Source organism: Aureimonas sp. SK2 (assembly GCF_029813115.1).
Taxonomy (GTDB): Bacteria; Pseudomonadota; Alphaproteobacteria; order Rhizobiales; family Rhizobiaceae; genus Aureimonas.
Genome location: NZ_JAPZDS010000002.1, coordinates 201,405 through 225,923 on the forward strand (window position 1 = coordinate 201,405; position 24,519 = coordinate 225,923).

Consider the following 24,519-nt stretch of genomic DNA (forward strand, 5'->3'; position numbering starts at 1 on the left):
GGGACACCATGACGGGCTTCGATCGCACCTATCACGCGGCCAAGGGCGGCCTGCCGCCGCAGACGCAGCGTACCGCCCAGCACGCGATCTTCACCGACGCCTATGCCGTGATTCCCGGCGGCACCCTGTCCGACATCACGGCCAGTCTCCTGCCGTTCTGGGAGGGCACCCGCGCCTGGATTATCGCCCGGCCGCTGTCGGGCTTCGCCGAGACCTTCTCGCAATACGTGATGGAGGTGCAGCCCGGCGGCGGCAGCGAGCGGCCGGAGCCGGACGCGGGCGCGCAAGGGGCGCTCTTCGTGACCGAAGGCGAGGCCGTGGTGACGCTCGGAGGAGCCGAGCATGTCCTGGCCGTGGGCGGCTTCGCCTATCTGCCCGCCGGCCGGGCCTGGACCCTGCGAAACCGGGGTGGCGCGCCCGCCCGCTTCCACTGGATCCGCAAGGCCTACGAGGCCGTGGAGGGGCTCGACGCTCCCGATCCGGTCTTCTCCAGCGATGCGGCCGTCGCCCCGTCGGTGATGCCGGACTGCGGCGGCGTCTGGGCGACCACGCGCTTCGTCGACCCGGCGGACCTTCGCCACGACATGCACGTCACCATCGTGACCCTCCAGCCGGGCGGCGTCATTCCCTTTCCCGAGACGCACGTGATGGAGCACGGGCTCTACGTCCTGCAGGGCAAGGGCGTCTATCTCTTGAACCAGACCTGGGTGGAGGTCGAGGCGGGCGACTTCATGTGGCTGCGCGCCTTCTGCCCGCAGGCCTGCTATGCCGGAGGGCCGGGGCCGTTCCGCTACCTGCTCTACAAGGACGTCAACCGTCATCCGAAGCTGCGCTGGCGCTGACGCCAGTCTCTGGGCATCCGGCGGCCGGGGGGCCGCCTTCGAGGGGGGAACCAACAATGAAGGCATCGACCAAGCGCCGCCTGAAGCGGGCCGGCATCGAAGTGACGGCGCTGGGCATGGGCACGGCGCCGCTCGGCGGGCTCTACACGCCCGTTTCGCTCGGCGACGCGCGCGGCGCCATGCAGGCGGCGTGGGATGCGGGCATCCGCTATTTCGACACCGCGCCGATGTATGGCCTGACGCGCTGCGAGCACCTGACCGGCGAACTCCTGCGCGAGGAGGACCCGTCCTCCTTCGCCGTCTCCACCAAGGTCGGGCGCCTGATGAGCTTCGACCGGCCGGGCCGCATCCTGCCGCCCGCGCCCCCGAAGAACGAGTTCGATTCGGGCTGGAACAACGGCCTCTCGTTTCGCGAGGTCTTCGACTATTCCTACGACGCGATCCTGCGCTCCTACGACGATTCCCGCCAGCGCACGGGCCTGTCGAAGCTCGACATCCTCTTCGTCCACGACATCGGCCGCGTCACCCACGGCGCTCTGCACGAGCACCATTGGAGCGCCTTGACGAAGGGCGGCGGCTTCCGGGCGCTCGAGGAGCTTCGCGCGGCGGGGCTGATCGCGGGCTTCGGCCTCGGCGTCAACGAAAACCAGGCCATTCTCGACGCGATGGAGGAGACCGATCTCGACGTCTGCCTTCTCGCCGGCCGCTACACGATGCTGGACGGGTCGGCGACGGAAGAGCTGCTGCCGAAAGCCCTGGAGCGCGAGGTGGCCCTCGTGGTCGGCGGCGTCTTCAACTCCGGGATCCTCGCCTCCTCGTCGGGCCGCAAGAAGTTCAACTATGTCGATGCGCCGGCGGAGATCATCGAGAAGGCGGACGCGCTTCGTGCCGTGTGCGAGGGCTTCGGCGTGCCCCTGCCGGCCGCGGCCATCCAGTTCCCGATGCGCCATCCCGCGACCGCCAATGTCGTGATCGGCGTGAAGTCGGCCGAGCAGCTCCGACAGAACGTCGAATGGTTCGAGCAGCCGATCCCGGACGCGCTCTGGACCACCCTTGAGGACAAGGGGCTGATCTCGGCCGTCTGACGACAGCGATGCCCGGCTGCAACAGTGGCCGGGCGTCTTGCGCCCGACGCTGTTTCGCCACGGTTCGTGCGGTAAGGGGAGCCGAGCCGGCACGCGACGCGCGTCCGCGGCCGAGGAGAGCGTCATGGAAATCGAAGGGGCGCCCGGCCAGCCGCGGCGCGACGAGCTGGCCTATCGTCTCAAGCAGCAGAAGCTGCTCGCCGAGTTCGCCCGCCTCACGCTCCAGACCACCGATATTCCCGCCCTGTTCGCCGGGGCGACGGAACTCTGCGCGCGGGGCCTCGAGGCGCCCTACTGCAAGATCCTCGAATACCGCGCGGGGCCGAACGACCTCCTGATGCGCGGCGGTTGGGGCTGGGGTCCCGGCGAGGTGGGCGTGGCGACGCTCGGCGCCGACCTCGAATCGCCCGCCGGGTTCGCCTTCCACACGGGCGAGTCGGTCCTTTCCAACCACCTGACCGACGAGACGCGCTTCCGCACGCCCAAGCTTCTGGCCGACTACGGCATCCGGCGCGCCGTCAACGTCCTGATCGACCGCGGCGGGCGCAAGCAGCGCGCCTATGGCGTGCTGGAGGTGGACAGTCCCGACCCCGGCGACTTCGACGCCTCGGACGTCGATTTCCTGTCGGGCTGCGCCCGGATCCTCGGCGCCGCCATCGAGCGGGTGGACACCGACCGGCACCTCAAGGAGGCGCTGGAGACGCAGGCCATGCTGACGCGCGAGATGAACCACCGGGTCAAGAACAGCCTGGGCGTCGTCGGCGGCCTCCTGCGCGTCAACTCCAACGTGGTGAGCGATCCCAAGGCCAAGGCCGCGCTGGTGGACGCCGAGGCGCGCATCATGACCATCGCGCGCGTCCACGACCACCTCTGGAAGGGGGCGAGCGTCACGGAGGTGGACCTGTCCACCTTCCTCGACGATCTCTGCTCGCAGCTCGGCTTCGCCACGGCGGGGCTCGAGATCCAGTGCCGCGCCGACCCCGTCGTGGTCAGCGCCGACAAGGCGATCCCCGTCGGGCTGATCGTCAACGAGCTCGTCACCAACGCGGTGAAATACGCCTATGACGAGGGAGAGCCGGGCCAGATCGAGGTGTCGCTCTGGCAGAAGGGCGAACGCGCGATGGTGCGCGTGCGCGACTCGGGCAAGGGCCTGCCCGAGAGCTTCGACCTCGAAGCCGCGCGCAAGAGCTTCGGCATCCGCGTCATCCTCTCCCTGGTGCGCCAGCTCGACGCCGAGCTGACGGTGGAGAGCGTGCCGCGCGGCGCCTCGTTCCTGCTCGCCTTCGACCCCGTCACCAATTCCTGACGACGGGGTCGCCGCCCGTCAGAGAACGGGCAGGGCGCCGACGATGCGCAGCGACAGGCCTTCCCAGGGGTCGAGCACGATGCGCAGCTCGCCGTTCTCGGTGAGGTCGCCTTCCACCGTCTCGCCGATCATGTCCACGACCGGGCCGGGGCGCACATGCGGCAGGATCACCGTCTCGTCCACCGGCTCGCGGCCGAAGTTGAGCGCGGTGACCTGGGTTCCGCGCCCGTCAGGCAGCTCGTGCACCATCAGGAGGAGGCCGGGGGTGGTGACGTCGGGGATCAGGGTCTGGCGGCTCGCCGCGATGCCGTAGGCCTCGCGCACGGCGAGCAGCCGCTTGAGCTGCGAGGCGAAGGAGCCGGGATCGGACAACTGTTCGTTGATCGGCCCATAGAGCGCGCGCGCCTTGGGCAGCCCTTCGGCGGAAACGGCCGCTTCCGGGTTGACGCCGATGAGGTCGTAGGCGCCGCGCTCGATCCAGCGCGTGTCGCCGTCCTTCATGTAGTCCGACACGGCTTCCGGCGGCAGGGGCAGGGCGCCGACGAGATCCCAGCCCGACAGGGCGAAGATGCCGGGCTGGAACGCGTTGTACATGGCCATCAGGAGATGGCCCCGCTGGATCTCGGCCTTGTCCTCGTCCGTGATGGCCGAGAGGTCGGTGATGCCGAGCGCCGCGGTGACGACGCTGGCCGAGGTGCAGGCGATGCCATTGGTCACGAAGCGCAGGTTGTAGGGCGCGTTGGTGCCCGACAGCTTCTCGTACATGGTCTCGCGGATGCGCGTGCGCAGCGTGCGGCCCTGCCAGGTCTGGCCGCCGAACGTGTAGATGTCCTCCGAGTGGAGGGTCCAGAAATGGACGAGCTCGGTGGTCAGCTCGTCGTGGTTCTGAAGGGCGTGGATCAGCGAGGCCGGGTCGATGCCGAACTCGTGGACGGTGCGCAGCATCATGCGCAGGAATTCGGTGTCGCCGGTCAGCAGCGCGTGCTGGTAGGCCGGCCGCGTGATGAAGTCGTAGGAAAGATCCGCGCCGCCTTTCGACATCGAGGCGATGTCGTCCACCGTCAGGTTCAGCTCCTGGAAGGAGAAGCCGCCGGCCTTGCGGATCATGCCCGCGAGCAGGGCGTTGCCGGTCACCGACAGGGGGTGGCTTTCCGACCAGGCCGGCCCGTCCAAGCGCTTCTCGACGCCCAGAAACCCGTTGGCGTCGAGGCGCAGTCCCCGCGCGCCCATCTGGTCGATCGAATGGAGCGCGTCGCCGATGATCATCTGCTGGGCGGCAAAGGACGGATCCAGCCAGTTGAGGCTCGGCTGCCCTTCCTTGAAGTAGTGGAGATAGACCCAGCGCCGCGTCACGCCATCGACGCCCGTCACCGGGCCGGTGGCGCTCCAGTCGGTCTCCTTGACGCCCGGCTCGAAGAAGATGACGCGCTGGAGCTGGCCGACGATATGGCCCTTGTCGCGCAAGGCATCCACGGCCGAAGGCGATAGGTTCACCGCGTCGCGCCCCTCCGGTACCTCGGGAAGCAGCGGCCAGTCCTCCTCGGGGATCGCCACCATGTGGTAGAGGCCGGGATAGGTGGAGTGGTTCATCTCGGCGAGGCGGAAGTCCGCGCCCTTGCCGGTATGGGCGGGGATCACGTCGTCGATCACCACCGAATTGTGGGCGGCGGCCATGCGCGAGATGGCGACGAACTCCTCGGCCGTGCCGAAGGAGGGATCGATGTCGAAGCCGATCCGGTCGAAATTTCCGTCGATCGTCGGCGTGAACTGGCCGTCGCGCCAGCCGCCGGAACGCTTGGTCGGTCCGGTGTGGATGCCGCGCACGCCGATGGAGGAGAGCGCCGACCAGAGCTGCTGGTCGCCCAACGTCGCCAGGACCGACTGGCCCGGCCGCGTGACGATGGAGGCGGGATAGGCGGTGAACCAGACGGGCGCCACGGCCGAAGCGACGCGCGGCCGCGTTTCGGCATAGGGCCGCTGCCAGAACCGGCCCTGGCCGCCGTAGCCCTCGGCGAAGCGGCGCGCCTGATGCAGCATCGAGGCCTCGACCATCTGTTCGACCGTGTCGGTGTCTGGTGCGCTCATGAACGCTTGGCCCTTCTCGTCTCGTTCGGGGACGGGCGGCTGCCGAAGCCGCCGTCCCCCGCGTGCCCCATCTAAGGGCGAAGAGCGGCAGGGCCAGCCCCGAATCCTATCGCCGGCCTCCGGTCTCGGACAGGACGCGCCGGATCGCGAAGGACGAATTGATGCGCGAGACCGCCGGCAGGCGCGACAGGATCTCCTTGTGGATGCGCTCGTAGTCGCCCGCCCCTTCGGCCTCGACGCGCAGGAGATAGTCCTCCGCGCCCGTCATCAGGTAGCATTCGCGGATCTCCGGATGCTTCAGCACCTCCGCCTCGAACCGGTTGAGGACGTCCTCCGTCTGCCGCTCCAGCGTAATGCGCACGATCACGACATGCGCGTCCTCGCCCCCGGTACCGGCGACGATCGCCGTGTAACCCCGGATCGCACCCGATTCCTCCAGCATCTGGACGCGGCGCAGGCAGGCGGACGGCGACAGGCCGACCTCGGCGGCCAGCGCCACGTTGGTGGCGCGGGCGTTGCGGCGAAGTGCCCGGATCAGGGCGCGATCGATGCGGTCCATGGGTGGAAGATTGCGCTTCGTTGCAGGAAATTTCGCACGAAGGTCCAAAATAGCAGAAATGCCGAAATTTCGGCATCTCCTTCGGCGATCCTTCGATCATCATGACGGGATCAAGCACCGGGGGCCGTTATGAACGCCATGCTTCTCTCGCCCGCCGACCGGGCCGGCTCCACCGGGTCCTCCGGCGGCGTCCTGACGGTGGATCTCGGTGCGATCCAGCGCAACTACCGGCGGCTCGTCGCGCAGGCCGGCGGCGCGGCGGTCGCGGGCGTCGTCAAGGCGGACGCCTACGGGCTCGGCGTGGAAAGGGTCGCACCGGCGCTCCTCGAAGCGGGCTGCCGTACCTTCTTCGTCGCCCATCTGACCGAGGCACTGGCGCTGCGTCCGCTCCTGCCGGACGGGGCCGAACTCTTCGTCCTCAACGGTCTCCTGCCGGGCGACGAGCGCCTATGCGCGGAAAGCGGCATCCGACCCGTCCTGAACTCGCTGGAACAGGTCGCGGCCTGGAGCGCGCTCGGCCTGTCGCTCGGCCGCAGGCTCCCCGCCGCGATCCAGGTCGATTCGGGCATGTCGCGCGTCGGACTCGCGCCGCAAGAGGTCGAAGCGCTCGCCTCCGACCCCGCGCGCCTCGCAGGCGTCGAGACCGTGCTCGTCATGAGCCATCTCGCCTGCGCCGACGAACCGGACCACCCGGCCAACGCGGCGCAGCTCGCCGCCTTCGAAACCCTCGCGGCAAGGCTACCGGCGGCGCGCCGCTCGCTCGCCAACTCGGCCGGCCTCTTTCTCGATGCCCGCTTCCGCTTCGACCTCGCCCGCCCCGGCATCGCGCTCTACGGCGGCGCGCCCAACGCGGTGCGGCCGAATCCGATGGAGCCGGTGGTGCGGTTGGAGGCCCGCGTCATCCAGACGCGCGAGGTGCCGGCGAGGGCGGGGATCGGCTACGGCTTTTCGGTGGTCGCGGACCGGCCGATGCGGCTCGCAACGCTCTCCGTCGGCTATGCCGACGGCTGGCTGCGCTCCGCCTCGAACCGGGGCGCCGTCGCCTTTCAGGGCCGGCGCCTGCCCATCGTCGGGCGCGTGTCGATGGATTCGATCATCGTGGAGGCGGGCGAAGCGGCGCTGGCGCCCGGCGACCTCGTGGACCTGATCGGCCCGGAGGCGAGCCTCGACGCGGCGGCCGAGGCGGCCGGCACCATCTCCTACGAGATCCTGACGGCGCTGGGCCATCGCTACGAGCGCCGCTATCTGTCCGCCAACAAGGGAGACCGGCCATGAAGGTCGTGGTGCTCGGCGCCGGCATCATCGGCGTCACCTCCGCCTGGTATCTCATGAAGGCCGGTCACGAGGTGATCGTGGTGGACCGGCAGGAGGGGCCGGCGCTGGAAACGAGCTTCGCCAATGCGGGCGAGGTGTCCTTCGGCTATTGCAGCCCGTGGGCGGCGCCCGGCATTCCGCAGAAGGCCGTCAAGTGGCTGATGATGGAGCACGCGCCCCTCATCCTGCGCCCGCAGCTCGACCGCGCCATGCTGTCCTGGCTCGCCAGGATGCTGGCCAACTGCACGGCCGGCGCCTATGCGCGCAACAAGAGCCGGATGCTGCGCCTGTCGGACTACAGCCGCGTGTCGCTGGCCGAGCTGCGCCGCGACACCAACATCGCCTACGACCAGCGCATGCTCGGCACGCTGCAGCTCTTCCGCACGCAGGCCCAGCTCGACGCCTCGGCCAAGGACGTCAAGGCGCTCGCCGCCGACGGCATTCCCTACGAGGTGCTCGACCGCGAGGGCTGCATCCGCGCCGAGCCGGCGCTGGCGCACGCCCGCGACAAGATCGTCGGCGGCCTCCAGACCCCGCAGGACGAGACCGGCGATTGCTTCAAGTTCGCCAACGCCCTGTCCGAGATCGTGGCCGCGCGCGGGGTCGCGTTCCGCTGGGGCCGCACGGTACGCCGGCTGCTGGTCGAGGGCAGCCGGGCGACCGGCGTCGAAACCGATGCGGGAGAGATCCGAGCCGACGCGGTGGTCGTGGCCATGGGCTCCTATTCGCCGCAGCTCGTGCGCCCGCACGGCATCAAGCTCCCGGTCTATCCGGTGAAGGGCTATTCGCTCACCATCCCGATCGTGGACGAGGCGCGCGCGCCCGAATCGACCGTCATGGACGAGACCTACAAGATCGCCCTCACGCGCCTCGGCGACCGCATCCGCGTCGGCGGCATGGCGGAGATTTCGGGCTTCACCAACGACCGGCCGGAGCGCCGCCGCCGGACGCTGGAACATTCCGTCACCGACCTCTTCCCGGGCGGTGACCTCGAGCGCGCCACCTTCTGGTCGGGCCTCCGGCCGATGACGCCGGACGGGACGCCCGTGATCGGACCGACGGAGGTGAAGGGTCTCTTCCTCAACACCGGCCACGGCACGCTCGGCTGGACCATGAGCTCGGGGTCGGGCCGGCTTCTGGCCGACCTCGTGTCGGGCAGGGCGCCCGACATCGACGCGCGCGACCTCTCCGTCGCGCGCTACGGCTGAGGCCCCGTCAGATCCGCCCGACCGGCTTCTCCTCTTCCGTGCGGATGTCGCCGTAGCGCTCGGGGTGCCGGTCGAAGAGGGCGCGCACGTAGGAGCAGGCCGGCACCACGGTCTTGCCCTGCGCCCTCGCGAAGGCGACGGCGTGGTCGACCAGCTTTTCCGCGATGCCCTGGCCGCGCATGTGCTCGGGCACGTAGGTGTGGTCGAAGATCAGCGAGTTCTGGATGCCGGCTGGCGCATAGGTCAGCTCGGCGCGGTCCTTGCCTTCGCCCGTGGCGAAGATGCCGGTGCGGCCCTGATCCTCATGAACGATCTGCATGTCGACCTCCTTTGACAGACAACGGTCGCCCGAATGACGCGGCGCCCCGCGCATGGGTTCCATCAAGCGAATGCGAGCATCGAAGCGGTGGGGCGCGTGCAGGGTTAAACGACCCTTAACCCCGTTTCTTTACCTTGACCGCAAACAGCCGGCCCTCCCCGGGGCGCCGCCCGAGAGGGCGCGTCCGAGGGTGATCGAGGACCGGCCGACGGGGATCGGCCGGCGCGGCAGGCGCCGTCCGGGCAGGCAGCAGGCGAAGGGCAGCGACATGGCATCGATCGAGGCGCGGGACGAGGGGACGGGATCGATGGCACGGCCGGCGCGCCTGGGACTGGGGATCGGCCTCGTGGGCCTCGCCCTCTGGCTGGCGACCGCCTTCGCCACCTGGGCGGTGGACGACCCCTCGCTCAGCTATTCCAACGACAACCCCGTCCGCAACATGGCGGGCGCCGGCGGTGCGGTCGCAGCCGACCTCGCCATGCAGGTGTTCGGCCTCGCCGCCGTGCTCCTGCCGCTGGTGCTCGCGATCCGCGGCATCCTCTGCCTTCTCGGTCGCCGGGCGGGCCGCGCCGGGCAGCGCGCCTGGTGGGCGCTGGGAGGCCTCGCGCTGGCCAGCGCGGCGCTCGGCTCGCTGGAGGCGCCCGCCGGCTGGCCGCTGCCGATCGGCCTCGGCGGCATCGTCGGCGATCTCCTTCTCAAGGTGCCAGCGCTCGCCACCGGCGCCTATCCGTCCGGCGCCTGGAGCTGGGTCGCCGCCGCGCTCTTCGCCGCGCCGGCCCTCTGGTGCATCCTCAACGGCGCCGGCCTTCTCGGCGCGCAGGCCGAGCCCGTCGTCGCCCTCAGCGCCCGGCGCGGCGCGCCCGTGGCCGACGAGGACGAGGGCGAGAGCCGCCTGGCGCTGCTTGCGGGCGCCGCCAGCCACTGGGCCTATCGCATGCGCTCGGCCGCCGCGCGCGTCGGCCAGGCCGTGCCGACCCTCGGACGCCGCGAGGATCCGTTCTCCCACCGCGAGTGGGATGCCGACGCGCCCCTGATGCCGCCGGCCCCGCCCGCCCGTTTCCGCGACGACAAGGCCGCACCCGCCGCCCGGCGCGAGGTGCGAGTCGTCCAGCCGCCGCGCTTCGCCGAGCCGCAGTTCGACGAGCCGATGGACGCGGCCGACGAGCGCGCCTGGGACGAAGTGCCCTATGCGCCGGAACCCGATGCCCCGTCCGCCCCGCGCACGGCCGCTCGCGCCCCGTCCGTGGCGGTGCCTGCGGTCGATCCCGAGCCCGCCGCGCCGGCTCGCCGCACGGTGGATACGAGCCGCGCCACCGTGCGCCACGGCCGCTCCGACTGGAACGGCACCTACAAGCTGACGCAGCGCCAGGCCGCGCTGGAGGCGGCGGCCGCCGCCGTCGCGGCCGGGCACGCCGCCCCGATCGTCCCGCAAGGCGAGGAGGGCGACGACGACCTGTTCGAGACCGGCGCCCCAGAGGACCGCGGCGTCGTCGGCTACGACGACATCCACCGCCATGGCCAGCCGGACTTCGGTCACGACGGCGAAGCGCCCTTCGAGGTGGACGGGCGCGCGCCCTATCTCGGCGACGACGGCCGTCTGTCGCTGGAAGAGCGGATCGCCATGGAGGACGAGGAAGACGCCCGCCTCGACGCCGCCGAGCGCACTGCGGCGCCGGAGGAAGGCGGCGGCTGGCGCGACTTCATCGCCAACAACATCGTCGCCTTTCCCGGCCTGAAGCGGGCTCCGAAGGCCGAAGCGGACATGCCGCGCACGCCCGTTGAGCCGCGCATGGCCCCCGCCGCGCCCGCCCAGGCGGCGCCCGCGCCGCGTGGACCCATGTTCGAGCGCCCTGCGCGCGTCGTGCCGCAGGCCGCGGCGGACGCGGTCTCGACCCAGTCGTCGCGCGCGCGCCTCGCCGAGCTCGGCAACGCCGCGCTCAACGCCGAGTTCGAACTGCCGCCGATCGAGCTCCTGTCGCCGCCCAAGCCCCGCAACCGCGACAATTCGCTGACGCCGGAGATCCTCCAGGAGAACGCGCGCCTTCTCGAAGGCGTCCTCGACGACTTCGGCGTGAAGGGCGAGATCATCGAGGTGCGCCCCGGTCCGGTCGTCACGCTCTACGAGCTGGAGCCCGCGCCCGGCATCAAGTCGAGCCGCGTCATCGGCCTCGCCGACGACATCGCCCGCTCGATGTCGGCGATCGCCGCGCGCGTCGCGGTCATCCCCGGCAAGAACGCCATCGGCATCGAACTGCCCAACGCCAAGCGCGAGACCGTCTATTTCCGCGAGATGATCCAGTCGGAGACCTTTGCGGGCGCCAAGGCCAAGCTTGCGCTGGCGCTCGGCAAGACGATCGGCGGCGAGGCCGTGATCGCCGACCTCGCCAAGATGCCGCATCTTCTCGTCGCCGGCACCACCGGCTCGGGCAAGTCGGTCTCGATCAACACCATGATCCTGTCGCTCCTCTACCGGATGAGCCCGGCCGAGTGCCGCATGATCATGATCGACCCGAAGATGCTGGAGCTTTCGATCTACGACGGCATTCCGCATCTCCTCGCCCCCGTCGTCACCGATCCGAAGAAGGCCGTCGTGGCGCTGAAGTGGACGGTCAAGGAGATGGAGGACCGCTACCGCAAGATGTCGAAGGTGGGCGTGCGCAACATCGACGGCTTCAACACGCGCGTATCTTCCGCCATCGAGCGCGGCGAGACCATCTCGCGCACGGTGCAGACGGGCTTCGACCGCGAGACCGGCGAGCCGATCTTCGAGTCGGAGGAGTTCGATCTTTCGCCGCTGCCCTACATCGTCGTCATCATCGACGAGATGGCCGACCTCATGATGGTCGCCGGCAAGGACATCGAAGGGACCGTCCAGCGCCTCGCCCAGATGGCGCGCGCGGCCGGCATCCACGTCATCATGGCGACGCAGCGCCCCTCGGTCGACGTCATCACCGGCACGATCAAGGCGAACTTCCCGACCCGTATCTCCTTCCAGGTGACGTCCAAGATCGACAGCCGCACCATTCTCCAGGAGCAGGGCGCCGAGCAGCTTCTCGGCATGGGTGACATGCTGTTCATGGCCGGCGGCGGGCGCATCCAGCGCGTCCACGGCCCCTTCGTGGACGATGCCGAGGTCGAGGAGGTCGTGAAGCACCTCAAGGCCCAAGGCACGCCCGAATATCTCGACGCGATCCTGGAGGACGAGGACGAGGACGGCGGTGCGGCGGCGTCGGGTGCCGGCGGCGGCGGCTCGGGCGGCGGTGAGGAATCGGCCGACCTCTACGACCAGGCGGTGGCCGTGGTGCTGCGCGACGGCAAGGCGTCCACCTCCTATGTCCAGCGCCGCCTCCAGATCGGCTACAACCGCGCCGCCTCGATCATCGAGCGCATGGAGCGCGAGGGCATCGTCGGCCCCGCCAACCACGCGGGCAAGCGCGAGATCCTGGTGCCGACGGACAATGCCTGACCGCCTCGGGCGGGTTTGAACGGACCGGAAGGGGCGGCGGTTTGCGCGAGGGCGCCCGCCGCCCCATTTTCTTCGCCATGCATCCACGCCGCAATCCCGCCGGAGCCCTCCGCTAGAACCGGCCTGGAAGGAACGGAACGGCCCGGCCGCCCTTTTCGGGCCGGGACCAGAACGAGACGAGGACCCTGATGACCGCCAACCGTCGTGCCACGACCCGTCTTCGCACAATGCTCGGTGCCGGCGCCCTGGCGCTCGGCCTCCTGGCCGGGTCGCTGCCCGCCAGCGCCCAAGGCGCAGCCGCCGCCCAGCGCGTCGCCGACCATTTCTCCGGCGTGAAGACGATGAAGGGCAACTTTGTCCAGTTCGACGCGGCCGGGAACCAGACCGAGGGCACGTTCTTCATGGAACGGCCGGGCAAGATCCGTTTCGACTATTCCGGCTCGCCCGTGCGAGTGATAGCCGATGGCTCCCAGGTCGCGGTCAACAACCGCAAGCTCAACACCTGGGACCTCTATCCCCTGTCGAAGACGCCGCTGAAGCTGCTCCTCGACCAGCGCATCGACCTGTCCGGGGCCAACATCCAGAGCGTCAAGGAAGGGCCGGACCTCACCACGATCGTGATGGGCGACAAGTCGGTCTTCGGCAATTCGCGCATCACCATGATGTTCGACCCCTCGACGCTGGACCTGCGCCAGTGGACCATCCGCGACGCGCAAGGCAAGGACACGACCGTCATGGTCTACAATGTCGTCGAGGGCGGCTCCGTCGACAACGACCTCTTCAACATTCCCTACGCCAACATCCGCGGCGGCCAGACCGGCAATCGCTGAAGGCGCCGGGCGCTGCGGCCTTGCGGCCGCAGCGCTCAGCCCATGAAGTCGAGGAGAGCCTTCAGCGTCTCCTCCGGCGCTTCCTCCACCAGGAAATGGCCGCTCTCGATCGCGCGGCCGGAGACGTCGTCGGCGTAAGTCCGCCAGATTTCCAGGATGTCCCCGTGCTTGGCCGGCGTGCCCTTGGCGCCCCAGAGGGCCAGGAGCGGACAGGCGATGCGCGTGCCGGCGGTCCGCGTCTCCTCGTCGTGCCGCCGGTCGATCGTCGCGCCCGCACGGTAGTCCTCGCAGGCGCCGTGGATCGCGTCGACGCGCGAGAAGGAGCGGCGATACTCGGCCAGCGCCTCGGGGGCGAAAGGCGCGGTGGACTGGTTGGCCGTCCAGCTCGCCAGCGTGTGGTCGAGATAGAAGACCGGGTCCGCCCCGATCAGCCGCTCCGGCATCGGGTTCGCTTGGGCGAGGAACATCCAGTGATAGGTCGAGAGCGCGGCGGCGGCATCCATGCGCTCCCACATCTCCACCGTCGGGATGATGTCGAGAAGCGCCAGGCGCTCGACGGCTTGGCTGTGGTCGAAGGCCAGGCGATAGGCGACGCGCCCGCCCCGGTCGTGGCCGGCGAGGCGGAAGCGCTCGTGTCCGAGCGTCGCCATCACACGCACCATGTCGGCCGCCATCACCCGCTTGGAATAGCCCTCGCCGCCCTTGGATTCTGGGCCTGAGGACTGGCCGTAGCCGCGAAGGTCGGGCACCACGACGCGGAAGCGCTCGGCAAGGCGCGGGGCGATGCCGGCCCACATGGCGCCGGTCTGCGGATAGCCGTGGAGGAGAAGGAGCGGCGGCCCGTCGCCGGCGATGCGGCAGAAGATCTCGGCGCCCTCGCCGGAGACGGTGCGCGTCTCGAAACCCTCGAACATGATCCGTCCCCTTGCCCTGCGATCCCCGCGACGCCCCGCCAGAACGCGGGGGAGGGCGATGCGTTGCGTGGGGACGGGGCGCCGCCGAAGCGTTTCCTTCGGCCACGGCGATGGTCTAGACAGGCGCCGACCCTTCCGCCGACGGACACGCGCCATGCCCTTCACGCTCGCCACCTGGAACATCAACTCGGTGCGCCTGCGCCTGCCGATCGTGGAGGCGTTCCTCCAGGCCGAGAGCCCCGACGTCCTGTGCCTCCAGGAAACCAAGTGCCCGAACGAGCTCTTTCCTGAAGGTGCGTTCCGCGCGCTCGGCTACGAGCACGTCGCGCTGCACGGCCAGAAGGGCTACCACGGCGTCGCCACGATCTCGCGCCTCCCCTTCGCCGACCTCGTGCGCCAGGACTTCTGCGCGATCGGCGACGCGCGGCACCTGTCGGTGCGCATGGCTGTCGGCGACCGGCAGATCCGCGTCCACAATCTCTACGTGCCGGCGGGCGGCGACGAGCCGGACCCGGAAATCAACCCGAAGTTCCGCCACAAGCTCGACTTCCTGGAGGAGATGCGCCTGATGCGGGCCGACGCGGAGCCCGGCGTCTCGGCCATCCTCGTCGGCGACCTCAACATCGCGCCGTTCGAGGAGGATGTCTGGTCGCACAAGCAGCTTCTCAAGATCGTCTCGCACACGCCGGTCGAGACCGACGGCATGAAGCGGGTGATCGCGGAAGGCAACTGGACCGACCTCGTGCGCCAGCACATCCCGCTGCCCAGCAAGCTCTACACCTGGTGGAGCTACCGGGCGAAGGACTGGGACGCCGCCGACAAGGGCCGGCGGCTCGACCATATCTGGAGCTCGGCCGACCTTGGACCGCATCTGAAAGAGGCCCGCGTGCTGCGCGAGGCGCGCGGTTGGGACCGGCCGTCCGACCACGTGCCGGTGGTGGTGACGCTCGACATCTGACAGGCGTCTCGCCCCGAACACGAGAAAGGCCCGGTGGCGGATCCGTGTCGGTCCCCCGCCGGGCCTCGTGGTTTTCGGTCGTCCGCTCAGAACTCGTCCCAGGCGTCCTGCGTCGGGGCGGCGCCGCCCCGGCCGGTGTGCCGCAACTGCTCGACGGGCGCGGGCCTCGGCGAAGCGGCGCCCGACCGCTGCTGCCCCGGCGCGCCGATGCTCCATCCGGTGGTCGGCTTGGTCCAGGTGCGGAAGCGCTCGGTGAGGCGCGCAAGGTCCGCGGTCTTGGAGCTGAGGGACTGCGCGGCGGCCGTGGTTTCTTCGACCATGGCGGCGTTCTGCTGGGTCACCTTGTCCATCTGGTCGGCGGCCACCGACACTTCCCTGAGGCTGATCGCCTGCTCCTTCGCCGAACTCGCGATCTCGCCGACGAGATGACTCATCTGATCGACCTGCGCGACGATCTCTTGCAGCGAGCGGCCGGACGCAGAGACGAGCTCGACGCCGCGCTCCACCTCTGTGCCCGAGGCCGCGATCAGTTCCTTGATCTCCTTCGCGGCTTCCGCCGACCGCTGGGCGAGCCCGCGCACCTCCTGCGCCACCACGGCGAAGCCACGGCCCGCCTCGCCGGCCCGCGCGGCCTCGACGCCGGCGTTCAAGGCGAGGAGATTGGTCTGGAAGGCGATCTCGTCGATCACGCCGATGATGTTGCCGATGCGCTGGGAGGAGCGCTCGATCTCCGCCATCGCCTCCACGGCGCGCGACACGACGGCGCCCCCCTTCTCGGCGTTCCTGACGGCCGTCGTCGCCGTCTCCTGCGCTTGGCCGGCGCGGTCCGCCGTCCCGTTGATGCCGCGCGTCACCTGACCGAGCGCCGCCACGGTCTCCTCGAGGTTCGCGGCCTGCTGCTCGGTGCGGTGGGACAGGTCGCCCGCTGCCACCGTGATCTGTTCGAGGCCCACCTGGATCGAGCCGATCGACCCGACCACCGAACCGATGGCTTCCTCCAGCGAGCCCACGGCCACGTTGAAGCGCAGGCGGATGGGTTCGAACTCGGCCGCGACCTTGCCATCCATTCGGACCGTGAGGTCGCCGAGCGCGAGCTGGCCGAAGGCCGTCTCGACCTCATGCACGAAGATGCGAAGGTCTTCCGCCTTGGCGCTGTCGATCGCCGCCTGCCGGTCCCGGCTCGCCGCCTGCTCGTCGCGCGCCTGGCGCGCCTCGACCTCCAGCCGCTGGCGCTCGCGAAGCCCGTCGCGAAACACCGCCATGGCCTTGGCAAGGCCGCCGATCTCGTCCTTCTGGTCGATGAAGGGAATGTCCGATGTCACGTCGCCCTCGGCCAAGCGTCCGACAACGGCGGTCAGGTCCCGCAACGGGCGGGCGAGCGCCGCGAACAGGAAGAGTGCGGAGCCGACGACGATCGCGATGGCCAGAAGGCCCATGACGAGCCCGACCTGACTGGCGCGCAGGAGGGTGCGTTCGAGTTCCGCTTTGGCGCTCTCGGTGAAACGTTTCGCGTTGGCGAGCGCCTCGTCGATCGCATCCTGCGTCTGCTGCCGCAAGTCCAAGGCGTTCGCCGAAAAGACGGGCGTGGTCGCGACCGTTCCTGCGGCGATCTCGGCGGAGCGGGCGGCTGCCGTCGCCGCGAGTTCGCCTGTCAGAAGACCGAGGTTCCTGTCGATCTCGATCAGGACATCGGGAAGCTTGGCGATGCGGATGGGTGTCGCCAGATCGGCCTTGGCCTGCTCGCTGCTGGCCTTCGCCTCGCGCAGGACCGCATCCACCTCGTTCGGCGAGCGGGCCTGCAGGAAGGCCCCGCGGGCGACGGCCATTTCGTTCATCGCGGTCTTGGCCGAGATGATGCCGCTCAGGATGGTCTGCTCGTTGTTGGCCGAAAGCGACGCCTCCTGGATGTCTCCTTCGCTCCATTTCTGGTTGGCCACCATGGCCGCCACCACCGTGATGGCGAGGAGGGAAGACACTGCAAGCTTGGAGGTCGCGCTCGTATTGCGAAGAAGTCTCATCTCGATGGATCCGAATGCTGGACGCAAGGTCGTATCCTTGCGCAAACTGAGCATCGACGATGCGAAATAAATCAAAATAAATTGTAAAAACTGGTCGCGAGAAAAATTTCCGCCTTGTCGTAGCAATCATAACTTGCAGTTAGAGGGTGCAACTCATGAACGAGATTTGTATTGTTTCTCTGTCGAGTGCAGTAGTCCTGAGCTGCTTTGAATTTGTAACTGACATTTCTCCCTGAAATCGATGGGCCGAAATGGGAAGGCTCGGGTTCGTATCAAGCCCCCGACGATAATCTTTGCTCGCGGATGAAGCGGAAAAGCCGCGCATCTCCGTTTGAAGGTCGACCAGTGTTCGGTCCGCCGTCAGATGCGGAGTGTTTTCGGGAAGATGAAGCCGCTTCTTGCCCCGTGCCCTTGCCCTTGCCCCTTGAAGGGCACGGCTGGGAAGGAAGGGAAGCCGCCCGATCCTCAGTCCCGTGGTTCGGCGTCCCGGCGACCATCCGTCTCGACGGACGGTCCCGTCTCGTCCGCCTCGTCGTCGTAGTCGAACACGGCCGACAGGGCGAGGATGCGGGCGGTCATGTCCTGGAGCTCGCCGGCGATGCGCCGGTGGAGCGTCGCGGCGATGTCGGGATATTCCTGCAGCATGCGGCGGAACAGCGGGCGCGAGATGCGGATGAAGTCGCAGTCGGTGGCCGTCACCGCCGTGACCGGCCGGCGCGTGTCGGCCATCAGCGCGATCTCTCCGAGCAGCGTGCCCGGGCCGACCGTGTCGGCGATGCGCCGGGCATCCCCCTCGCCGTCGACGAGGTTGACCTCGCCCGTCACCACGATGAAGCCGGCATCGGCCCGCGCCTCGGCCCGGAACAGGATCTCGCCGGCCTTGAGGTGCCTATGCTCCGCCCCGAAGGCCAGAAGCCGTAACTGGTCGCGCGTCAGGTCCTGGAACAAGGAGACGCCGCCGAGAAGCTCCATGTCGCTTTCCAGGCTCATTCCGACCGATACACCCCATGCGTCCCCATGCTGGACGCGCGGGCGCCCGCATCCGACATCGCAGGAAACAACCGCCGCGTGAAGCCCAAAGCTTGCGCAAAGCCTTTGCCGGGACGCCCATTGCGATGGGGCGTCCCCAGTCGGTCACAGGATTCCGGTCTTCGCCGGAGGCTAACGCTCCGTCAGGGCATCAGCTTGTAGCCGCCCGATTCCGTCACGATCAGGCGCGCGTTGGACGGCTCCGGCTCGATCTTCTGGCGCAGGCGGTAGACATGGGTTTCCAGCGTGTGGGTCGTCACGCCCGAATTGTAGCCCCAGACCTCTTCCAGAAGCACGTCGCGCGTCACCACGCGGCGGTCGGCCCGGTAGAGGTAGCGGATGATCGCCGTTTCCTTCTCCGTCAGCCGGATCTTGCCGCCCTTGTCGTCGAGCAGAACCTTCTGGCTCGGCTTGAAGACGTAAGGTCCGACCTGGAAGGTCGCGTCCTCGGACTGCTCGTGCTGGCGCAGCTGCGCGCGGATGCGTGCCAGAAGCACCGCGAAGCGGAAGGGCTTGGCGACATAGTCGTTGGCGCCCGATTCGAGGCCGAGGATCGTGTCGGCGTCGCCGTCCTGGGCGGTGAGGATGATGACGGGGGCCTTGAAGCCGCCCTTGCGCAACGCCTTGACCGCCTCGCGCCCGTCCATGTCCGGCAGGCCGACGTCCATGATGACGAGGTCGATCAGGTTGGACCGAGCCGTCTGGATGCCCTTGGTGGCGTTCGCCTCCTGGAGCACCTGGAATTCCTCGTGCAGGGCAAGCTGGTCCACAAGCGTCGTGCGAAGGTCGTCGTCGTCATCGACAATGAGAATGCTACGTACGCTCATTCGAGGTTCCCGTTCCATGGTCCGACCGGCTGCGCGATTCGCACCCGGCTTTGTAATAATTTGTGAGCGCCATGCGACTTTTTCCACCCCCCCGGCCAAGGAAAGCCCGATCCGGACCGGTTCTTCTGGTTCGTTCAGTGCCCGGAGACCCACGCCGCGGGGTGCTTCAGGCAGGTTACCTGCGTATTCCCTGCGCGCTCGGGCGCTCGGGCATTACCGCCTTCAAGCGCGAGGGGGACGGGGGAACGCCGCTCGCCGCGATGGCCGTTCTCGGGGCCTATGTCCGCGGCGGGCGGCGCGGCAAGCCGGTCCGGTTGCCCGGTTTGCCCGTGCGGCGCGCGAGGGCGGACGACGGCTGGTGCGACGCGCCGCGCCACCCCGCCTACAATCGACCGGTGCGCCTGCCGCTCGGCGCCAGCACCGAGACGATGCAGCGCGAGGACGGGCTCTACGACGTGGTGGTGGTGCTCGACTGGAACGTCCGGACGCGCGCGCGCGGGCTCGGCAGCGCCATCTTCCTCCACATCGCCCGGCCCGGCTACCGGCCGACGGAAGGATGCGTCGCCGTCTCGCGCCGCGACATGGACCGGCTGGCGCCGTTCCTGAAGCTCGGCGCGCGATTGGTCGTGCGGCGGTAGAAGGGCGGCGGGCGGAACCGCAAGGGGCATTCGCGCGTCCAAGGGATTGGTGCCAACCATTTCACCGAGCGAAGGCCATGCCGTCATGAAGCGCAGCGAGATCCAGCCCGAGCCCACGGTCGAACCCTATGACGAGCCGACGGGCGGCTGGGGCTCGGTCAAGTCGCTTGCCACCAAGAGCCTGGCGGAAGGCCTGGCGATCTCGACCATCTGGAACACGCTCTACAAGCAGAACAAGCCGGACGGCTTCGCCTGCGTCTCGTGCTCCTGGGCCAAGCCCGCCGACAGCCATCCGTTCGAGTTCTGCGAGAACGGCGCCAAGGCGACGATCTGGGAACAGACCAAGCGGCGCACAACCCGAGACTTCTTCGCCCGGCACAAGGTGTCGGAACTCCTCGACTGGCCCGACCACGACCTCGAGAAGAACGGCCGGCTGACGAGCCCGATGCGCTACGACGCCTCGCTCGACCAGTATGTGCCGGTTTCCTGGGAAAGCGCGTTCAAAGAGATCGGGCGCGAATTGCAAGCCCTCGACCCGAAGTCGGTGATCTTCTACGCCTCCGGTCGGGCCTCGCTCGAGACGAGCTACATGTACCAGCTCTTCGCGCGGGTCTACGGTTCGCAGAACCTGCCCGACAGCTCCAACATGTGCCACGAATCGACATCCGTCGGCCTGCCGCTCTCGATCGGCTCGCCGGTCGGCACGGTGGTCTACGAGGACTTCGCGCATTGCGACATGATGCTCTTCTTCGGCCACAACACTGGCACTAACGCGCCGCGCCTCCTCCACCCTCTGCAGGAGGCGCGCAAGCGCGGCGTTCCCGTCTTCACCTTCAACCCGGTGGAGGAGCGGGGCCTGATGCGGTTCAAGAACCCGCAGTCGCCGGCCGAGATGCTGTCGCCCGGCGAGGGCACCAAGATGTCGAGCGAGTATTTTCAGTTGAAATGCGGCGGCGACATCGCCGCCATCACCGGCATCGCCAAGACGGTTTTCGCCCTCGACGACGCCGCCAGGGAGAAGGGCGGTGCCCGTGTCCTCGACACCGCCTTCATCGAAGAGCATTGCCACGGGTTCGATGACTTCGAGCGCTTCGTGCGCGAGGCCTCGTGGGAGGAGATCGAGCGCTGCTCCGGGCTTGCGCGGTCCGAACTGGAGGAGGTCGGCCGCACCTACGCCCGCTCCAACGCGGTGATGGCGCATTACGGCATGGGCCTTACCCAGCACCGGCACGGCGTCGCCAATGTGCAGATGCTGGTGAACCTCCTGCTCATGCGCGGCAATATCGGCAAGCGGGGCGCCGGCATCTCGCCGATCCGCGGCCACTCCAACGTGCAGGGTCAGCGCACGGTCGGCATCACGGAGAAGCCGGAACTCGCGCCGCTCGACAAGTTCAAGGAATTCTACGGCTTCGAGCCGCCGCGCGAGAAGGGTCTGGCAACGGTGGAGGCCTGCCAAGGCATCATCGACGGCACGGTGAAGGCCTTCATCGGCCTGGGAGGCAACTTCTCCCGCGCGGTGCCGGAAACCGAGTTGATCGAAAAGGCGTGGCGCAACCTTCGCCTCCACGTCCAGATCTCGACCAAGCTCAACCGCAACCACCTCTTGCCTGGGGCGGTGACCTACATCCTGCCCTGCCTCGGGCGCATCGAGCGGGACCGGCAGGCAAGCGGAGACCAGACCGTCTCGGTCGAGGATTCCACCGCCTGCATCCACGGCTCCAAGGGTTGGCGCCCGCCGGCCTCGCCGGAGCTCCTGTCGGAGCCGAAGATCGTCGCCGAACTCGCCAAGGCGACTGTCCCCGGCCGCTCCACCATTCCCTGGGACGAATGGGTCGGCAATTACGCCCTGGTGCGCGACGAGATCGAGCGGGCCTACCCGCAATACTTCAAGGACTTCAACCAGCGCTTCCTGCAGCCCGGCGGCTTCCACCGCGACCTGCCGGCCTGCCGGCGCGAGTGGAAGACCGAGAACGGCAAGGCCAACTTCCACGTGCCGGAGGACGGGTTCGACACGAATCCCGACATCGACACGCGCGGCCCCGACGTCTTCACCCTCATGACGCTGCGCTCCAACGACCAGTTCAACACCACGGTCTACGGCTACGACGACCGGCTGCGCGGCATCTCGGGCTCGCGCATGGTGCTCCTGATGAACCGGGACGACATGACCCGCCTCGGCCTCAAGGACCAGGATTTCGTCGACGTCGAGACCCATGCCGACGACGGGGTGGAACGGCGCGTCGAGGGCCTGCGGGTCCACGCTTTCAAGCTGCCGAAAGGCGATGTCGGCGGCTACTATCCCGAGCTGAATCGGCTGATCCCGCTCTGGCACCACGCCAAGGACAGCCATGTCCCCGCGGCGAAGTCGGTACCGATCCGCGTCGCCAAGGCGAAGGTCGCGGCGGTGGCGGCGGAGTAGGAGCTCAGTCGCGCCAGGGAAGGGTGCCCGGCGCGCCGCGGCCGAGACGGTCGGCCAGGAGCGCGAGCAGGCCGACGAGAAGCGTGGCGAGGACGGCGAGCGCGGCCGCCTCGCCGGAATTGCCTTCGTATTGCAGCGAGAACACCATCACGCCGACCGTCTGCGTGCCGGCCGACCAGAGGAGGGCCGAGACGGTCAGCTCGTTGAAGGCCGTGAGCGCGGCGAGGAGCATGCCCGCCGCCGCCGCCCGCCCTGCCAGCGGCAGCGCGAGGAAGGCGAGGCGCCGACGCAGCCCGACGCCCGAGACCCGCGCGGCGTCGTCCAGGCCTGCGTCGAGGCTGGCGAAGGAGGCCGCCACCGGCGCCGTCACCAGTGGCAGGAAGCGCGCGACATAGGCCAGAAGCAGGATCCAGGGCGTGGCATAGAGCGAGACGCCGAGAATGGGCAGCGGCGGCAGGAAGACCAGGATGAAGGCCAGCGCCAGCACCGTTCCCGGCACCACGAAGGGGCCGTCGGCAAGGATGGCGGCGATCCGGGCCGTGCGATTGCGGCGCACCTGTCCGAGATAGGCGAGGGGCACCGCGAGCAGGCCGGCGACGACGGCCATGCCGGCAGACAAGGCGATCGAGTTGAGGAGCGCCCGGCGGATCGCGCCGCTGCCGAGCACCGAGCGGAACTGGTCCAGCGTCGCCGTCTCCGGCGTCAGGGCGACGCCGAGCGCCGGCGTCAGCGCCCCCGCCAGCAGCGCCAGCATCGGCAGGACGGCGAGCACGAGGACGGCGCACCAGACGGCGGCGGAGGCCGGCAGGCCCGCGGCGAAGAGCCGGCTCGCGCGCGTGCCCGTCCGGTCGACCGGCACGGCCAGCGCGCGCAGGACGAGGGCCCGCAGAGACAAGGCGCCGAGGGCCAGCGCCACCAGCACCAGCGCGATGACGGCCACCTGGGGCAGGACGGAGGGACCGAAGCCGTTGAGCCGCTGATAGGCCAGGGTCGTGAGCATCGGGAAGCGGCCGGGAATGCCGAGAAGCGCCGGGATGCCGAAGTTGCCGACCGAAGCGGCGAAGGCGAGGGCGGCGCTGCCGGCGACCGCCGGCACCAGGAGAGGCAGGACGATGCGGGCGAGGATGCGCGGGCGCCCGACGCCGGCGATCCGTGCGGCCTCCACGAGGTCCGCCGGCAGGAGCGCGAGGCCCGCCCGCACGGCCAGAAACACCAGCGGCATCGATTCGATGCCGAGCAGCAGCGCGATGCCGGAACCGGAATAAATGAGACGCCCGGCATCCGCCGAGACGAGGCCCGCCAGCTCGATCCAGGCGAGCGCCATGATCTGCGAGGGAACGAGCAGCGGCGACAGGAGAAGAAAGGTCGCAAGCGCCCGCCCGCGGACGGGAAAGAGGCCGACGAGGAGCGCGAGCCCGGTGCCCGTGGCGGCGGCGATCGCCGTTGCGCCCGCCGAGGCGGCCAGAGTGTTCCAGAAGGCGCGGTGGATCGCCCGCGAGCCCCAGGCTTCCGCCAGGTTGCCGAAGGCCGCCCCGTCCTCGCCGGCCCCGAAGCCGAGCGACAGGAGGCGCAGGAGCGGCCAGGTTCCGATCAGCGCGACGACGACGAGAAGGCCGGCGGCGAGCACCGCCTCCGGCCGGGGGCGCCAGGCGGCCGCAAGGGGCCGCCTGGACAAGGCGCTTCGCGAAGCGTGCGTCGTGTCAGCCACCGAAGAGGTCGGAGAAGCGCATCTTGAGGTCCGCCTCGTCCTTCACGAGCTGGGCGGAATCGGTCGGCAGCACCTTCAGCGTCATAGGCTCGGGATAGCCGGCGGGCGCCGCCATGCCCTCGATCACCGGGAAGTAGCCTTGCGCGACCGACTGCTCCTGCGCGGCGCGCCCGAGCTGCCAGTCGACGAAGGCCTTGGCCGCGTCCGGATTGTCGGTGGACTTCAGGATCGCGACCGGCTGGGTGATGGTCGAGACGCCCTCCGACGGAAACACGAAGGCGACCGGCGAGCCCTTGGCCTTGGCGTTCATCGCCATGTAGTCGACGATCATGCCGTAGCTCTTCTCGCCGCGCGCGACCGCCTCCAGCACCGTGCCGTTGCCCTGGCCGGCCACCGCGCCGGCCTCGGCCAGCGCCTCGTAGTAGTCCCAGCCGAAGGCGGGGTCCTGCGTCATGGTGCCGACATGGACGACCGCCGCGCCGGAATAGAGCGGGCTCGGCATGATGAGCTGGCTGGCGGCGTCCTCGTTCTTGAGGTCGTTCCAGGAGGTCGGCGCCGTCGTCACCTTGTCGGTGTTGTAGACGATGCCGGTGGTGATCAGCTTGGTGCCGAAATAGGTGCGGTCGGCGTCGATCAGGTTCGCGGGAATGCCCTCCACCGGCGCCTCGGCATAGGGCAGGAGGCGTCCGGCTTCCTTGAGCTGCGTCATCGCCACCGTGTCGGCGATCAGCACCACGTCGGCGGGCGAGCCGCCGGCGGCGAACTCGGCCTGGAGCTTGGCCATCAGCTCGGTCGTGCCGGCGCGGAAGATCTCGACGGAGACGTTGGGGGTGTCCTTGCGGAACGCCTCGACCACGGCCGTCATCTGGTCGTTGGGCTGCGAGGTGTAGAGCGTGATCGCGCCCGAGGCGTCGGCGCCGAGGGCGGCGCCGGACAGGACGAGGCCGGCGGCAAGGGCGGCAAGGCGGGTGGCGAGGCGACGCGACATGGGACG

The 24,519-nt window shown here is 69.2% G+C and carries 19 protein-coding genes; 10 read left to right on the plus strand and 9 right to left on the minus strand.

All coding sequences use genetic code 11. From position 1 onward, the window contains the following. Positions 1-8: 8 nt before the first annotated feature. The 3 genes from O5O54_RS03445 to O5O54_RS03455 all read left to right on the plus strand — a co-directional run bounded on the left by O5O54_RS03445 (position 9) and on the right by O5O54_RS03455 (position 3,233). The gene (locus tag O5O54_RS03445) at positions 9-842 is read left to right on the plus strand and encodes a bifunctional allantoicase/(S)-ureidoglycine aminohydrolase (protein WP_279478971.1); all 834 of its coding nucleotides are present in this window, start codon (positions 9-11) and stop codon (positions 840-842) included. A 56-nt stretch (positions 843-898) separates the two neighbouring features. Next, the gene (locus O5O54_RS03450; RefSeq protein ID WP_279478972.1) at positions 899-1,927 is read left to right on the plus strand and encodes an aldo/keto reductase; all 1,029 of its coding nucleotides are present in this window, start codon (positions 899-901) and stop codon (positions 1,925-1,927) included. Between the two features lie 124 nt (positions 1,928-2,051). Next, positions 2,052-3,233 (plus strand): sensor histidine kinase, encoded by a 1,182-nt coding sequence (locus tag O5O54_RS03455; protein WP_279478973.1) that lies wholly within the window; start codon positions 2,052-2,054, stop codon positions 3,231-3,233. Positions 3,234-3,251: 18 nt separating this feature from the next. Here the strand turns inward: O5O54_RS03455 and treS are convergent, their stop codons facing one another. Both treS and O5O54_RS03465 read right to left on the minus strand, forming a co-directional pair. Beyond that, complete coding sequence (gene treS, locus O5O54_RS03460) at positions 3,252-5,318, minus strand: maltose alpha-D-glucosyltransferase (protein ID WP_279478974.1); 2,067 nt, start codon at positions 5,316-5,318, stop codon at positions 3,252-3,254. 106 nt (positions 5,319-5,424) lie between these two features. Then, positions 5,425-5,877 (minus strand): Lrp/AsnC family transcriptional regulator, encoded by a 453-nt coding sequence (locus O5O54_RS03465; protein ID WP_279478975.1) that lies wholly within the window; start codon positions 5,875-5,877, stop codon positions 5,425-5,427. Positions 5,878-6,015: 138 nt separating this feature from the next. Between O5O54_RS03465 and alr the strand changes: the two genes are divergently transcribed. Beyond that, the gene (gene alr / locus O5O54_RS03470; protein WP_279478976.1) at positions 6,016-7,152 is read left to right on the plus strand and encodes an alanine racemase; all 1,137 of its coding nucleotides are present in this window, start codon (positions 6,016-6,018) and stop codon (positions 7,150-7,152) included. Further along, positions 7,149-8,399: a D-amino acid dehydrogenase gene (locus tag O5O54_RS03475; RefSeq protein WP_279478977.1), complete on the plus strand. Its 1,251-nt coding sequence runs from the start codon at positions 7,149-7,151 to the stop codon at positions 8,397-8,399. Before alr ends, O5O54_RS03475 begins: the two co-directional genes overlap by 4 nt. 7 nt (positions 8,400-8,406) lie before the next feature. Here the strand turns inward: O5O54_RS03475 and O5O54_RS03480 are convergent, their stop codons facing one another. Then, positions 8,407-8,718, minus strand: coding sequence for a GNAT family N-acetyltransferase (locus tag O5O54_RS03480; protein ID WP_279478978.1), 312 nt, complete (start codon positions 8,716-8,718; stop codon positions 8,407-8,409). A 268-nt stretch (positions 8,719-8,986) separates the two neighbouring features. Between O5O54_RS03480 and O5O54_RS03485 the strand changes: the two genes are divergently transcribed. Together O5O54_RS03485 and O5O54_RS03490 are read left to right on the plus strand one after the other, a co-directional pair. Further along, the gene (locus O5O54_RS03485; protein WP_279478979.1) at positions 8,987-12,184 is read left to right on the plus strand and encodes a DNA translocase FtsK 4TM domain-containing protein; all 3,198 of its coding nucleotides are present in this window, start codon (positions 8,987-8,989) and stop codon (positions 12,182-12,184) included. A gap of 188 nt (positions 12,185-12,372) precedes the next feature. Then, positions 12,373-13,014 (plus strand): outer-membrane lipoprotein carrier protein LolA, encoded by a 642-nt coding sequence (locus O5O54_RS03490; RefSeq protein WP_279478980.1) that lies wholly within the window; start codon positions 12,373-12,375, stop codon positions 13,012-13,014. Between the two features lie 35 nt (positions 13,015-13,049). Here the strand turns inward: O5O54_RS03490 and O5O54_RS03495 are convergent, their stop codons facing one another. Then, on the minus strand, positions 13,050-13,928 hold the full coding sequence (locus O5O54_RS03495; protein WP_279478981.1) for an alpha/beta hydrolase: 879 nt from the start codon (positions 13,926-13,928) through the stop codon (positions 13,050-13,052). Between the two features lie 154 nt (positions 13,929-14,082). Here O5O54_RS03495 and O5O54_RS03500 point away from each other — a divergent pair, with 154 nt between their 5' ends. Then, on the plus strand, positions 14,083-14,886 hold the full coding sequence (locus O5O54_RS03500) for an exodeoxyribonuclease III (protein ID WP_279478982.1): 804 nt from the start codon (positions 14,083-14,085) through the stop codon (positions 14,884-14,886). 86 nt (positions 14,887-14,972) lie between these two features. Here O5O54_RS03500 and O5O54_RS03505 read toward each other — a convergent pair whose 3' ends face one another. The 3 genes from O5O54_RS03505 to O5O54_RS03515 form a co-directional block, all read right to left on the minus strand. After that, complete coding sequence (locus O5O54_RS03505) at positions 14,973-16,904, minus strand: methyl-accepting chemotaxis protein (protein WP_279478983.1); 1,932 nt, start codon at positions 16,902-16,904, stop codon at positions 14,973-14,975. 465 nt (positions 16,905-17,369) lie between these two features. Continuing rightward, positions 17,370-17,894 carry a cyclic nucleotide-binding domain-containing protein gene (locus tag O5O54_RS03510; RefSeq protein ID WP_279478984.1) on the minus strand — a complete coding sequence of 175 codons (525 nt, stop codon included), beginning with the start codon at positions 17,892-17,894 and terminating at the stop codon, positions 17,370-17,372. 182 nt (positions 17,895-18,076) lie between these two features. Continuing rightward, complete coding sequence (locus O5O54_RS03515; protein ID WP_279478985.1) at positions 18,077-18,760, minus strand: response regulator transcription factor; 684 nt, start codon at positions 18,758-18,760, stop codon at positions 18,077-18,079. Between the two features lie 71 nt (positions 18,761-18,831). Here O5O54_RS03515 and O5O54_RS03520 point away from each other — a divergent pair, with 71 nt between their 5' ends. Both O5O54_RS03520 and O5O54_RS03525 read left to right on the plus strand, forming a co-directional pair. After that, the gene (locus O5O54_RS03520; protein ID WP_279478986.1) at positions 18,832-19,398 is read left to right on the plus strand and encodes a L,D-transpeptidase; all 567 of its coding nucleotides are present in this window, start codon (positions 18,832-18,834) and stop codon (positions 19,396-19,398) included. An 85-nt stretch (positions 19,399-19,483) separates the two neighbouring features. Next, positions 19,484-21,817: an FdhF/YdeP family oxidoreductase gene (locus O5O54_RS03525; protein WP_279478987.1), complete on the plus strand. Its 2,334-nt coding sequence runs from the start codon at positions 19,484-19,486 to the stop codon at positions 21,815-21,817. Positions 21,818-21,821: 4 nt separating this feature from the next. On the opposite strand, the gene O5O54_RS03530 is transcribed toward O5O54_RS03525, so the two are convergent. Then, the gene (locus tag O5O54_RS03530; protein WP_279478988.1) at positions 21,822-23,492 is read right to left on the minus strand and encodes an iron ABC transporter permease; all 1,671 of its coding nucleotides are present in this window, start codon (positions 23,490-23,492) and stop codon (positions 21,822-21,824) included. A gap of 25 nt (positions 23,493-23,517) precedes the next feature. Next, positions 23,518-24,513 (minus strand): ABC transporter substrate-binding protein, encoded by a 996-nt coding sequence (locus O5O54_RS03535; RefSeq protein WP_279478989.1) that lies wholly within the window; start codon positions 24,511-24,513, stop codon positions 23,518-23,520. Between the last annotated feature and the right edge of the window lie 6 nt (positions 24,514-24,519).

Bases quoted from the DNA above. Each gene is read 5' to 3' on its own strand.
- O5O54_RS03450 (WP_279478972.1), top strand. From the start codon at position 899: ATGAAGGCATCGACCAAGCGCCGCCTGAAGCGGGCCGGCATCGAAGTG.
- alr (WP_279478976.1), top strand. From the start codon at position 6,016: ATGCTTCTCTCGCCCGCCGACCGGGCCGGCTCCACCGGGTCCTCCGGC.
- O5O54_RS03500 (WP_279478982.1), top strand. From the start codon at position 14,083: ATGCCCTTCACGCTCGCCACCTGGAACATCAACTCGGTGCGCCTGCGC.
- treS (WP_279478974.1), bottom strand. From the start codon at position 5,318: ATGAGCGCACCAGACACCGACACGGTCGAACAGATGGTCGAGGCCTCG.
- O5O54_RS03535 (WP_279478989.1), bottom strand. From the start codon at position 24,513: ATGTCGCGTCGCCTCGCCACCCGCCTTGCCGCCCTTGCCGCCGGCCTC.
- O5O54_RS03515 (WP_279478985.1), bottom strand. From the start codon at position 18,760: ATGAGCGTACGTAGCATTCTCATTGTCGATGACGACGACGACCTTCGC.
- O5O54_RS03485 (WP_279478979.1), top strand. From the start codon at position 8,987: ATGGCATCGATCGAGGCGCGGGACGAGGGGACGGGATCGATGGCACGG.
- O5O54_RS03445 (WP_279478971.1), top strand. From the start codon at position 9: ATGACGGGCTTCGATCGCACCTATCACGCGGCCAAGGGCGGCCTGCCG.
- O5O54_RS03510 (WP_279478984.1), bottom strand. From the start codon at position 17,894: ATGAGCCTGGAAAGCGACATGGAGCTTCTCGGCGGCGTCTCCTTGTTC.
- O5O54_RS03495 (WP_279478981.1), bottom strand. From the start codon at position 13,928: ATGTTCGAGGGTTTCGAGACGCGCACCGTCTCCGGCGAGGGCGCCGAG.
- O5O54_RS03520 (WP_279478986.1), top strand. From the start codon at position 18,832: ATGCGACTTTTTCCACCCCCCCGGCCAAGGAAAGCCCGATCCGGACCG.
- O5O54_RS03475 (WP_279478977.1), top strand. From the start codon at position 7,149: ATGAAGGTCGTGGTGCTCGGCGCCGGCATCATCGGCGTCACCTCCGCC.
- O5O54_RS03455 (WP_279478973.1), top strand. From the start codon at position 2,052: ATGGAAATCGAAGGGGCGCCCGGCCAGCCGCGGCGCGACGAGCTGGCC.
- O5O54_RS03480 (WP_279478978.1), bottom strand. From the start codon at position 8,718: ATGCAGATCGTTCATGAGGATCAGGGCCGCACCGGCATCTTCGCCACG.
- O5O54_RS03525 (WP_279478987.1), top strand. From the start codon at position 19,484: ATGAAGCGCAGCGAGATCCAGCCCGAGCCCACGGTCGAACCCTATGAC.
- O5O54_RS03465 (WP_279478975.1), bottom strand. From the start codon at position 5,877: ATGGACCGCATCGATCGCGCCCTGATCCGGGCACTTCGCCGCAACGCC.
- O5O54_RS03490 (WP_279478980.1), top strand. From the start codon at position 12,373: ATGACCGCCAACCGTCGTGCCACGACCCGTCTTCGCACAATGCTCGGT.
- O5O54_RS03505 (WP_279478983.1), bottom strand. From the start codon at position 16,904: ATGAGACTTCTTCGCAATACGAGCGCGACCTCCAAGCTTGCAGTGTCT.